The organism is Pantoea sp. ME81 (assembly GCF_903970985.1).
Lineage (GTDB): Bacteria > Pseudomonadota > Gammaproteobacteria > Enterobacterales > Enterobacteriaceae > Pantoea > Pantoea communis.
This window is the reverse complement of sequence record NZ_CAJCKS010000147.1, coordinates 1-12288: the sequence shown is the minus strand read 5'-3', so window position 1 is coordinate 12288 and position 12288 is coordinate 1. Positions and strand designations below refer to the sequence as shown.

10 protein-coding genes and 1 pseudogene are annotated in these 12288 nt (G+C 55.7%); 8 read left to right on the top strand and 3 right to left on the bottom strand.

Annotation, left to right across the window (positions count from 1 at the left end):
• Window positions 1–620: arginine--tRNA ligase (gene argS, locus H7A81_RS20965; protein ID WP_182058607.1), on the top strand; the 620-nt coding region annotated here is incomplete at its 5' end.
• A 36-nt stretch (window positions 621–656) separates the two neighbouring features.
• Here argS and H7A81_RS20960 read toward each other — a convergent pair.
• The 3 genes from H7A81_RS20960 to flhB are packed head-to-tail and all read right to left on the bottom strand — an operon-like array spanning window position 657 to window position 4296.
• The gene (locus tag H7A81_RS20960) at window positions 657–1061 is read right to left on the bottom strand and encodes a flagellar protein FlhE (RefSeq protein ID WP_166932262.1); all 405 of its coding nucleotides are present in this window, start codon (window positions 1059–1061) and stop codon (window positions 657–659) included.
• Between the two features lie 3 nt (window positions 1062–1064).
• Window positions 1065–3152, bottom strand: coding sequence for a flagellar biosynthesis protein FlhA (gene flhA / locus H7A81_RS20955; RefSeq protein ID WP_182058606.1), 2088 nt, complete (start codon window positions 3150–3152; stop codon window positions 1065–1067).
• Entirely contained in the window at window positions 3145–4296 is a 1152-nt protein-coding gene (gene flhB / locus H7A81_RS20950) for a flagellar biosynthesis protein FlhB (protein WP_097116845.1), read from the bottom strand. Before flhB ends, flhA begins: the two co-directional genes overlap by 8 nt.
• Before the next feature lie 991 nt (window positions 4297–5287).
• On the opposite strand from flhB, the gene H7A81_RS20945 reads away from it, so the two are divergent.
• From H7A81_RS20945 to H7A81_RS20915, 7 genes and pseudogenes are all read left to right on the top strand, one after another.
• Window positions 5288–5779 (top strand): SH3 domain-containing protein, encoded by a 492-nt coding sequence (locus H7A81_RS20945; RefSeq protein ID WP_182058605.1) that lies wholly within the window; start codon window positions 5288–5290, stop codon window positions 5777–5779.
• 85 nt (window positions 5780–5864) lie between these two features.
• A complete protein-coding gene (icmH, locus tag H7A81_RS20940; RefSeq protein WP_058960205.1) occupies window positions 5865–7079 on the top strand; it encodes a type IVB secretion system protein IcmH/DotU in 1215 nt (404 codons plus the stop codon).
• Window positions 7079–9193, top strand: a complete 2115-nt coding sequence (gene tssM, locus H7A81_RS20935; protein WP_034828607.1) for a type VI secretion system membrane subunit TssM — start codon at window positions 7079–7081, stop codon at window positions 9191–9193. Before icmH ends, tssM begins: the two co-directional genes overlap by 1 nt.
• A gap of 13 nt (window positions 9194–9206) precedes the next feature.
• Entirely contained in the window at window positions 9207–9905 is a 699-nt protein-coding gene (gene tagF, locus H7A81_RS20930; protein ID WP_182058604.1) for a type VI secretion system-associated protein TagF, read from the top strand.
• A gap of 33 nt (window positions 9906–9938) precedes the next feature.
• The gene (gene tagH / locus H7A81_RS20925) at window positions 9939–11054 is read left to right on the top strand and encodes a type VI secretion system-associated FHA domain protein TagH (RefSeq protein WP_182058603.1); all 1116 of its coding nucleotides are present in this window, start codon (window positions 9939–9941) and stop codon (window positions 11052–11054) included.
• Window positions 11051–11827, top strand: a complete 777-nt coding sequence (locus tag H7A81_RS20920; protein ID WP_045816028.1) for a PP2C family serine/threonine-protein phosphatase — start codon at window positions 11051–11053, stop codon at window positions 11825–11827. Before tagH ends, H7A81_RS20920 begins: the two co-directional genes overlap by 4 nt.
• Before the next feature lie 14 nt (window positions 11828–11841).
• A pseudogene (locus H7A81_RS20915) lies at window positions 11842–12288 on the top strand (hypothetical protein); the annotation flags it as partial.

The following is a 12288-nucleotide window of genomic DNA, read 5'->3' as shown; positions in this document are numbered from 1 at the left end:
TGATGCTGGGCAAAGATGGCCGTCCATTTAAAACCCGCAGCGGTGGCACCATTAAGCTGGCCGATCTGCTGGATGAAGCCGTTGAACGTGCGCATGCGCTGGTCAGTGAGAAAAACCCGGAAATGTCAGCGCAGGAGCTGAAAGATCTGGCGGAAGTGGTGGGTATCGGCGCGGTGAAATATGCCGATCTGTCAAAAAGCCGCACCACCGATTACATCTTCGACTGGGATAACATGCTGGCGTTTGAGGGCAACACTGCACCATACATGCAATATGCCTACACGCGCGTGCTTTCTGTGTTCCGTAAAGCCGGCATTGAAGCTGACAGCCTGAAGGGCGACATCATGCTGACCGAAGAGCGTGAAGCGCAACTGGCAACTCGCCTGTTGCAGTTTGAAGAAGTGATCACCCAGGTTGCGCGTGATGGCACGCCGCATGTGATGTGTGCTTACCTGTACGATCTGGCAGGCCTGTTCTCTGGCTTCTACGAGCACTGTCCAATCCTCTCCGCCGAGGATGAGCAGGTGCGTAACAGCCGTCTGCAACTGGCTGCATTGACCGCTAAAACGCTGAAACAAGGTCTGGATACGCTGGGTATCAAAACCGTCGAGCGTATGTAACAACAAAAAACCCGCCTCGGCGGGTTTTTTTATTGGCTATTGGTAATTCACCGTCACTTCACTGCTCACCACTCGCAATCCCGGCGGTAACGCGCCCTTCCCCTGAAAACCGAACGCCAGATGCAGCGTCTCGTCAGCCGGAATATTCGCCAGGCTATGCGTTGAACCACTGCCGCCCTCAATCTCTACGCAACGCTGAGTCGCACACAAACGCACGATCAGCCCCGAGGGGGCTGGACGGCTCAACTGGTAACGCCAGTTCACCACCGTAATAGTGCCCACTGCGGGCGAAGGTGCTTTTAAAGCTGGCGTCGTGTGCCAGTTCCCGCGCACGCCGAGGCTCGGACCACTGGCACTGTCATGCCAGGATCCTGCTGCATCCACATAGAGCGGTAGCGCCATCATCGGCAACATCATTAGAGTCCAACACCAACGGCGCATCGGTTATTTGCCCCCAATGGTGGCGGTCATACGGATCTGGCGATTGTCGGTCAGCTCCATATTTGACAGCACCACCAACTGTGGCAGATTGCGGCGCAGGAAGCGCGCCAGCAAGGCACGCAGCGGATGGTTCACCAGCAGCACCGGTGGTGCACCCGTCATCTCTTGCTGTTGCAATGCACCCTGCGTCTGTACTAACAGACGATCGGCCAGACCGGGCTCCAGCCCGCCGCCGCCCTGCAAGGCCTGCAGTAGCAGGCGTTCTAAGGTGGCATCCAGTCCAATCACCTGTACTTCGCCGTTACCCGGGAACCACTGCTGAGTAATCGCACGGCCCAGCGCCACACGCACCACGCTGGTCAGCTCTTGCGGATCGGTCTGGACCGGCGCATGTTCCGCCAGGGTTTCGATGATGGTGCGCATATCGCGGATCGAAACACGCTCAATCAACAGGTTCTGCAGCACTTTGTGCAGGGTGGTCAGGGTGATAACGCCCGGCACCAGATCTTCCGTCAGCTTCGGCATCTCCTGGGTCACGCGATCCAGCAGCTGTTGCGCTTCCTGACGACCAAACAGTTCACTGGCGTATTGACCAATCAGGTGGTTCAGATGCGTTGCCACCACAGTACTGGCTTCTACCACGGTAAAGCCCTGAATCTGCGCCTGCTCTTTCAGCGCACTATCGATCCAGATTGCCGCTAAACCGAAGGCAGGATCGACGGTCGGTTCACCCGGCAAAGAACCGGCTGCAGTACCAGGGTTGATCGCCATCCAGCGCCCAGGATAGGCATCACCGCTGCCAATTTCCACGCCTTTCATCAGGATGCGGTAACGCGCAGGCGGCAACTCCATGTTGTCACGGATGTGCACCACCGGCGGCAGGAAGCCCACCTCCTGTGCGACTTTTTTACGGATACTGCGGATGCGGCCCAGCAGCTCACCGTTTTGCAAATGATCAACCATGGGAATCAGGCGATAACCCACTTCGAGACCCAGCGAATCTTCCAGCTGCACGTCTTTCCAGGAAGCTTCCACCGTGGCGGGTGTCTCCTGCGTTTTGACCAGACTAGGAGGTTCCGAGGTAGTCTTCGGTTTCATCTCTCGACCGCGCAGCCACCAGGCCAGACCGAGCAACGCGGCGGTAAACAGCAGGAAGACAAAGTTGGGCATACCCGGCACCAGGCCGAGCAGGCCGATAACACCACCACTCAGCATCAACACGCGCGGATTGCTAAACAGCTGGGAGACCATCTGATCGCCCACATCCTGATCGGTGCTGACGCGCGTCACGATAACACCCGCAGCGGTAGAGATGACCAGCGCCGGGATCTGTGCCACCAATCCATCACCGATGGTCAGCAGTGTATAGGTTTCACCTGCGTGCCCCAGATCCATGCCGTGCTGCACCACGCCCACCAGCAGACCGCCGATGACGTTAATCACCATAATCAAAATACCGGCGATGGCGTCACCACGTACGAACTTACTCGCACCGTCCATTGAGCCGTAGAAATCGGCTTCCTGGGTCACTTCGCTACGACGACGTTTGGCTTCCTCTTCCCCGATTAAACCGGCGTTAAGGTCAGCATCGATCGCCATCTGCTTACCGGGCATCCCATCCAGCACAAAACGCGCGCCCACTTCGGCGATACGTCCGGCACCTTTGGTGATAACCATAAAGTTGATGATAACGAGGATGATGAACACCACGATACCGATGGCAAAGTTACCGCCCACGAGGAAGTGGCCAAACGCTTCAACCACGCGTCCGGCGGCATCGGCACCCGTATGGCCCTCGAGCAGGATAATACGGGTTGAGGCGACGTTCAGCGCCAGGCGCAGCAACGTTGAGAACAGCAGAATGGTCGGGAATGCCGCGAATTCCAGCGTACGCTGAGTAAACATTGCCACCAACAACACCATGATCGATAAGGCAATGTTGAAGGTGAACAGCAGGTCGAGAATGAAGGCAGGTAACGGCAGCACCATCATCGACAGGATCAACATGATCAGTATCGGTCCAGCCAGCACCTTCCACTGCGTGTCTTTAAAGTTGCCCGGTAAACGCAGCTTTTCGGCCAGATTAGCCATCGTTTCTGTTCTCTCCTGCAAAGTCCATGTCTGCCGGAACCGGCAGCTGTTTTGGTTTGGTTGGTATCAAGCCACCTTCGCGTTTCCAGCGACGCAGTTGCCATACCCAGGCCAGCACTTCCGCCACGGCACCGTAAAGCGCGCCGGGGATGAACTGACCAATTTCCGTGTGTCGATACAGCGCACGCGCCAGCGGCGGTGCTTCTAAAATCGGAATGCGATGTTCTTTTGCCAGCTCACGAATTTTTAGCGCAATATCCCCGGCCCCTTTCGCAATCACCTTTGGCGCGCTCATCTTGCCTTCCTGATACTGCAACGCTACCGAGTAGTGCGTTGGGTTGGTGACGATAACGTCGGCTTTCGGTACATCTGCCATCATGCGACGACGGGCCGCCGCACGCATCGCCTGACGAATACGCCCTTTGACGTGCGGGTCACCTTCGTTTTGTTTGTGTTCGTCGCGGATTTCCTGGCGGGACATTTTCAGCTTTTTGAAATGGCTGTAGAGCTGCCAGAACACGTCGAAACCGACCATGGGCACCAGGCCCAGCATGATCAACGCACAGCTAATGGCGATCATGGTTAAACCGTGATGGAGCGCGTTGGTGGGTGATTCACTGATTAACCGCAGCATCTCCTGCCAGTGCGACCAGATGTACCAGCCACCCACCAGACCCACCAGCACCGCCTTCAAAATGGCTTTTAGCAGTTCCGCCCAGGTCTGTGAGGAAACCATGCGTTTAAGACCACTCAACGGGTTCAGCTTGCTGAAATCCAGCTTGATCGATTTACCGCTGATATTGATCCCCCCCAGCAGCATCGGTGCAGCTATCGCCACAATTACCAGGCCTGCCATCAACGGCAGCAGCGCCATCACTGCCTGGCCGATCAGGTTGCTAATGTGGGCGATGATCATTTTGTCATCGGTCACCATGGCATGATCGAAACGAAAGCCAGTGGCCAACATGCTGGCCAGCTGTTCAGCCATCAGTTCGCCGCCGAGCCACAGGATCAGCAAGCCCGCCAGCAGCATCAGTACCGATGTCAGCTCGCGCGATCGCGGAATCTGCCCCTCTTCTCGCGCCTTCTCTAGTCGGTGCGCCGTGGGCGATTCTGTTTTGTCCTCGTCGCTCTCTTCAGCCACGACATACCTCAGCTGGCAGGAATTCTAAGGCATAGGATGCCAAAACCCGCCAAGGCTAAAGCGTGGATTAAGGGGGGAAAATACGAGTTTATTTAGCCATAAGTGAAATTGCGACGTTGCAGCACAAGCCCGCTCCTCATGCGCGTCCCACCGTTACGGACCAGGCTACTTTAGCCAATCAGGAGAAACTGAATGCCGCATGCTGCTGCTTATACGAACCTGAATAAGGAATAAAAAAAGGCGTCCTCCCGCACGTGATGAAAACATGGGGCCGGACGCCTTTATCCAAAGCACTCACTTTCTCGCTATTAACGAAGCAAATGCGCAATGTCTCTTTGCTGTAGCAAAGCCTGTGCCAGATAATTATCACTTTAAATTCAATCTCTCAGCGAAGCTGACTTGCCAACCATCATTTACTTTGCACAGAGATGACGCAGAATAAGCACAAAACTTGTGCAACCCCCTCCTCCGGGTTATGGCTTTAGTGTTATTGCCCATAACCTGAAGTTTGGCCACAACACCGTAAGTAAAAAAAGTATGAGTCTTAAGCAAAAGCTGTGCCGTACTGACTTTAGATAGGGCGGAAGTGTGCACGGAAATTCCGAAAGTAAGAAAATTGTTTACCTGCGCAATCTTTTTTTAACCTTAAGGAAAGATTAAGAAGGCTTACCAATGACAAGACATCTTTCTACGGTACTTCGGCTTTATCGCCTGCGTCACACACTTACACGACTAAATAAGTAAATTCAGCTTATCTATCACTAAAGGCACAGGTTTTTTATCCCCCTGATATGCGCTATTTTCGCCCGGTAGCACGGGTTTTCTCGCTATGCAATGGATTGAATTCTCAAAAGTCTTAGGTAGACTGAGCACAGTACTATCTTTCTGTAATCTGACTGTTTTTTGATGGCTTTCCCGCTGCATACTCTGCCCGCCTTAAATGCGTGTGCCACATATTAATCTGCAGCTAATCTGATGAAATTTGAGGTTCATGGTGAATAAGAGTCTGTTGCTCACTCTGCTGGCAGTATTGACGTTGGCGGGTTGTAAAGCGCCACCACCGCCGATGACTGATGACACCCTGGTCACCAGTGAGGTAAATGGCGTCAAGCTGGTTCACCGTCATGCGGTGGCAGCGCCAGGCGAATTCACGCCGGTTAATGAGAGTTTCCGCGCACTGTATGCGGCGTCGGTGATGACCACGCCAGATTATGGCGGCAAGGTCGTTCGTTATCTCGATAACGCTAAACCATTTGAAGTACTGGGACGTGTCGAACACAGTTGGTTAGCCATTGCCGATGAACCCAATGGACAGCTGATTGGTTACATCCCGCCGAAAGCCGGGGTTGAAAGTAGCCGTTATGACGCCACCCTGCGTAGCGACCGTCCACGTCCCCGCCGTACTAAACAGGTCTGCGTGGCCGTTGGCGGTGCCAGCAAGGCTTGCCGCACCAACGATACCGCGACCTGGATCCTAGACTGATAATGCAATATGGCGCAGATTGTCCACAGCAAGGTCGCACTCTGTGGACGCTCCCTAGCGCCATTGCCAGGAAAAAAGATATTTAATGACCCAGGATTCTGTTGTCCGCGATGGCATTGTCGCGGGCAACGATAACCTTTTGCTTAATGCCGCAGCACCGATATTGAATGCCGTTGTCCGTATACGGCAGGCTGCTACGCATGACGATCCCGCCGGTTTACGCCAGTTACTCATTGAAGAGATCCGCCAATTCGAACATCGCTGCAAGCAAGCCGGTTTGCCGTTTGAGATGATTATTGGTGCGCGCTACTGCTTATGCAGCGTACTGGATGAAGCCGCCGCACAAACTCCATGGGGTACGCGCGGTGTGTGGTCAGGGAACGGCATGCTGGTCACTTTCCATAATGAAAGCTGGGGCGGCGAAAAAGTGTTTCAGCTACTTTCCCGCGTCTCGCAAAGCCCGCAGCAACACCTGTGGTTGCTGGAGCTGATTCATTACTGTCTGCTGCTGGGCTATGAAGGACGTTATCGCGGCAGCGATGCTGGCCGTGCACAGTGTGAAGGGATTCGTAAACGTCTCGCTCAACTGATCCAGGAAACGCGCCCGTCGACCACGAACCCGGCCGTGCCGCTGGTGGAAGTGCATCCCCTGGTCAGCCGCTTAACCCGTCCGATGGTGCCGCTATGGGCCTGTGCGATGTTAGCGGCCCTGATTGCCTGCCTGATTTACAGCGGCCTGAACTGGCGGCTGGGCAATGCGGCTGAGCCGCTGCTGCGCGCCATCTATCAAACCCCGCTGCCACAAATTATGCCCGGCCGTCGCCCTACCTCACCGCAGGCATTGCTGGATTTGCATCAGCGTTTGAATGATGTGATCGCCGCCGGTCAACTTGAAGTCAGCGATGGCGCCTTTGGCAGTAAAGTGATCATTCCTGCCGATAAACTCTTCTCCCCTGATGGTACCGTGGTCAATCAGGTTGGTCGCGCGCTGTTGGCGCACGTTGCCAGCGCCATGAAAACCGTTAAAGGCACGGTACTGGTGTCGGTGTATACCGATAACAGCCCGGTGGATGGGCGTTTTGCCTCAAGCTATGAATTTTCCTTTGCGCGCGCACGCGCCGTGACCCAGTTGCTAAACCCGCAACTGGCGGAAGGGCACAGTGTGAAAGCGGAAGGCCGCGGCGACAGTAATCCGCTGCTGCCAAATGACAGCAACGAAAACCGCGCGCGCAACCGCCGTGTGGAGATCACCCTGTTTGCCGCACCGGAAACCCTTGGCAATCATCCAGGAGGTGAGTGATGCGCGCATCGCTGCAACATCTGTTAACCCACCGCCTGCTGTGGAGCCTGATTGGTGTCACTGCCTTAAGCTGTGTGCTGTGGATGCTCGGCCCGCTGTGGAGTTGGGGAGACACCCGCCCCCTTGAGCCGGTGTTTCCTCGTCAACTGCTGGTCGGTTTGCTGTTCTTCTGCTGGGTGCTGTTCCAGTTTATCCCGGCGATCTGGCGCGGCTGGTTCAACAGTAAACTCCTCAACCGTTTACAGGAGATGAGTCACGAAGAGCTGTCCGATCGTCAGGCCACTGATACGCTGCTGGCTCAGCGCTTCAGTGAAGCAGCGCTGCGCCTGAAACGCACACAGTTTGGTCGCCGTCATCAACAGAACTGGCTGGCCCGCTTTCAGAGCCACTATCTCTACCAGCTACCCTGGTATGTGATGATTGGGGCGCCCGGCGCGGGCAAAACCACCGCCCTGCTCAATGCCGGACTGGAGTTTCCGCTCACCGATAGCCTCGGCAAAGCGGCGATTCGCGGCGTCGGCGGCACGCGTCACTGCGACTGGTGGTTTACCGACAGCGCGGTGTTGATCGATACCGCAGGGCGATATGCCCTGCAGGAGAGCCAGCGTGCACGCGACGGCGCTGAGTGGCAGAGTTTCATCAACCTGTTAAAACGCTATCGCACCCGCCAGCCGATCAACGGCGTGATCATGACCATCAGCGTGGCTGATCTGCTCACCGATTCCGCGGAAGCGCGTCACGCACAGGCCAGCGCGTTACGTAGCCGCATGCAGGAGTTACACCAGCAAACTGGTATCCATTTCCCGGTGTATGTGATGGTGACCAAGACCGATCTGCTGAAAGGGTTTTTAAGCTTTAACGAAGGCCTGAGCAAACCGCAGCGCGACGCCATCTGGGGATTCACCTTCCCCTGGGAACCGGGCAAACCGCACAAAGATGACTGGCATAACAGTTTTAGCCAGCAATATCAGCGTTTGGAACAGCGCCTGCAGCAGCAACTACCCACGGTGATGGCGAATGAACGCGATCTCACCCTGCGTGCTGACTGTTTCCTGTTCCCACAGGAGTTCAGCTCGTTAAGGCCGTTGCTGAATGAGTACCTGGATGTGGTGTTCTCGCGCCATGAGGATGAGATTGCCTGGTCAGCGCGCGGCTTATTCTTTACCAGCGGGACTCAGGAAGGCTTACCGTTTGATCGCATCATGGGCGAACTCAACCGTAAGCTTCAATTGCCACATACCGGTGAAAGTAGCCTCGCCACCTGGGATAGCGTCACCCGTAATAACCCCATCCCCGGCAATAAAGGCCAGAGTTTCTTTATCCGCGACCTGCTGAGCGATCTGGTGTTCCGCGAAAGTGGCTTAGCGGGCAGTAACCGCCATTGGGAGTACCGCAACCGCCTGTTCCACTGGATTGGCTACGGTGCGCTCACTGGCGCATTGCTTTTGCTCTCCGGTTTATGGTTGGCCAGCTATGTCCAGAACCAGCAATATCTTAACCAGGTCGCTGAGCGTATTGAGCCAATGACTCGTCAGAGTCAGCAGGTGATTCATCAGCCAGCCGATAATATCTTTGATCTGCTACCCTTCTTAAATAATCTGGTGAAGCTGCCGTTGTCGGAGCGCTTTTCCCTCGACAATCCACCGCTTAGCATGCGTGTGGGTCTCTATCGTGGCAACCAGGTAAGCGATGCGGCATGGGTGCTTTATCAAAATGCGCTTAAGTCTCTACTGTTACCGCGCGTGGCCCAGCAAATCACCAATTTGCTGCGTGATGACCCCGGTAACGACAATGAATACAGCCGCAATGCGCTGCGTGCCTATCAGATGTTGTATCAACCGCGCAATTATGACGGCGAATTCCTGCGTGCCTGGCTGATGCAGAATCTTCAACGCAATCTGCCAGATGATGTCAGCGCCCGGGATTTGCAGCAGCTTGACTGGCATCTTAGCCAGCTTCTGGATCAGCAGATTCAGTCGTCGCCTTATGCGCGAGATAACGCACTAATGATGCGCAAGCTTGCAGAAAATCTGAAAATTGCCGGTGCGAATGGCAGTTCGCTGGCGATTGCACCACAGCGGGTTTCGCAGCGATTGACCGGACACAGTGAGTAATGGTGAGGTAACCATGGCGACGCACACCGCGCCGGGTTGGTACGGCAAATTGCCGGCCACCGGCGATTTCCTGCGCCAGCGCCTGAGTGAGAATACCGTGACGCCCTGGAGCCATTGGTTTCAACAGGGGCTCATGCACTGGCATCAGCAACCCGATGCCTCCACTCAGCTGTTTCTGCGCGCACCTGTCTGGAATTTTGTTCTGCCGCTGTCGCCGCTACGTCAGCAGGTGCAGATGGGCTGCCTGCTGCCCTCGTGCGATCGCGTGGGGCGCAGCTGGCCGCTGCTGGCTTTGCGCAGTTTTCCGCTCAGCCACTGGCACAGCGCTCAGCTGGCCATGTCGGGCGACTGGTTTCAGGAGTTGGGCACGCTGCTACTGCGCGGCGTGCGTGACCGGCTGAACCCGGATGCGCTGGAGCAGCAGATGCAACGCGTCACGCCGCTGATGGTCCCGGATAATCAGCGCAGCGACATTATGGATGTGATTGGTTTTGATGATCTGCCCTGCACGCTGAGCTGGCGTGAAGTGGCTGATAAATTTGATCCCCAGCAGCATATTAGCTACTGGTGGAGTAATCGCAGTGACGGTTTTGCCCGCGCCACACACAAACACAGTGGGCCGCTCACTGCGCAACTTTTTGCGTTACTGTTTAACCCGGCGGCAGGTGCACAGCCGGGACGCAACGGCCTCTATCCACCCATGTTTGAATGAGCCGCAGCGTTTTCCTTGTTAACAGGATGACTCATGCAATTTACCATTGTGCAGTGCAATACGGATGTGCCAGCAAAGACGGTTGCTTTTAAACCGCCTGGGGGAACCATTGGCCGCAGTCAGGATAACGATCTGGTGCTGCCTGACGAATCGCGCGCCATTTCACGCTTGCAGGCGCTGGTGCATATCTCCCCGGAAGGTGAATGCCGCCTGACCAATCAGGGCAGCGTGACCTCGGTGGTATTGAACGGCGTGGCGCTACAGCGCGGTTCACAAGTGCAATTACAGCATGGTGATGCACTGCAAATCGGCGATTATGGCCTTGAGGTGCGCGATCCTGCCTGCCAGAGCACCCAGCATGATGACCCGCTCACGTTCTTCGCGGACAGCGCTGCCGATCCTCTCGGTATGCAGCAGGCATTCGACAGGGTGCCGGAACCCACTGCGGCGCGTCCGGAGCGCCTGACTGACCCACGCCTGGGTATTGATCCACAAAGTGATGCCCCTACGGCTCCCGCCACGTTGCCGCATGCAGATCAGGACAAGCTGCTGGCCGCGCTGCTGGAGGGCATGGGATTGAACAATGGCCATCACACGACGATCACCGAAGAGCAGATGCGCGTGACCGGCCGCATGCTGAGCTTGTTCTCGCAAGGCACTGTTGCCCTGCTCTCTTCCCGTTCGATCCTCAAGCGCGGCGTGAAAGCCGATATGACGATGATCCTCAATGAGGCCAACAATCCGTTTAAAATTTTGCCTTCGGGTAAAACGGTATTGATGCAGATTTATCAGAGCCAGATGCCCGGTTTTATGCCGCCAGAAGCGGCAGTGCGCGATGCACTGGTGGATTTGCAGGCGCATCAGCTGGGTATGATCGCTGGCATACGCGCGATCATCGCGGCGATGCTGCAATCCTTCAATCCGCAACGGCTGGAAGAGGAAGCACGTAAAGATGGCGTGTTGCCTAAGCTACCGTTTAACGGCGGGCGTAAAGCGGCCTTGTGGGATTACTTTTCACGCCACTACCAGCGCACTGCCGGTGAAATTGAAGATGACTTCCATACCCTGTTTGGTGAAGCTTTCCTGCATGCGTATGACATGGAAGTGAATCAATATAAAGATTCCCAGACTCGGACCGAAGACGCATGAAAATGATGTTTGCCAGCCGTTGCCAGCAGGGAATGCGCGATGAAAACCAGGATCGCACCGGAGCCGAGCTGGATGAGCACAAAGCCTGCTTTCTGGTTTGCGATGGCGTGGCCGGTTTGCCTGGCGGTGATAAAGCGGCGCAAATCGTGCGGGATACGCTGCTGACCCAGTTACACAACAGCCCGACGTTCACGCCCGAGAGCACTCGTGCAGCAATTGAGCACTGCCAGCAGGTGTTGCTTGAGGCGCAGGGAAAAAATCCGAAATATGCTCGCATGAGCACCACGCTGGCCGCGCTGTTTATTGACCGCGAGACACAGCGCGCATGGTGGGCGCATGCCGGTGACAGCCGGGTTTATCACTTCCGTCATGGGGTGTTGAGTCAAGTGACGCGTGACCATAGTCTGGCCCAGCAACTGCGCGAAGCAGGCTATGAAAATACCGGAATTAACAGTAATTTACTCTATAATGCGCTCGGCGTTGAGCCTGCACGTCCAGCCACCTTTAGTGAAGTGATTTCATTGACGGATGGCGATGCGTTTCTCGTCTGCACCGACGGGTTCTGGCTCAATCTGACCACTCACGAGATGGAACAAGCCCTGCGCATGGTCAATGCCTGCGAAGAGTGGCTGACTTTGATGGAACAAGCCGTTAACCGCAGTGTAAAAAGCGACAATCTCAGCGCTCTGGCCATCTGGATTGGCGAACCGCAGGAAGCGACGCTGCTTTATTCCCAGGCTGATGCGGCACGTTTTCTGCCGACACGTTATTGATCCCAAGGACCCTTATGAAAGTGTGGTTGCCGGGCTTAGCGACCCTGTTGCTGGCTCTAAATGCGCAAGCTGATGATTATCGCGTGGTCTATTCGCCGAGTCTGTCGCTTGAAGTCTATATCGATAATGTGGCCAGCAATTCACCCAACGACTGGTGCAAAGAGACCTTGCCGTTGCGTATTGTTTCCGGCAAAAGCACTGATTCCAGCATTCTGACCAGCTTCCTGCCGCGCGTCGGCACGCTGCTGGCGAATCAATGCGGCACGCTGGATGAAATCCCGTGGCAGATGACCAACAAAGACGGCAGCGTGCTGGCCAACGGCAGCGCAGCAAAATTACAGAACTGGCGACCCATCGTGATTAACGATGCGACCGCCAGTGCCAGTGCCAGCAATGCCGCCCCGCTGGATCTCTCACGCCCGGCAGACAGCACCCCATTGCAGCACTTCACCCTACCAGCG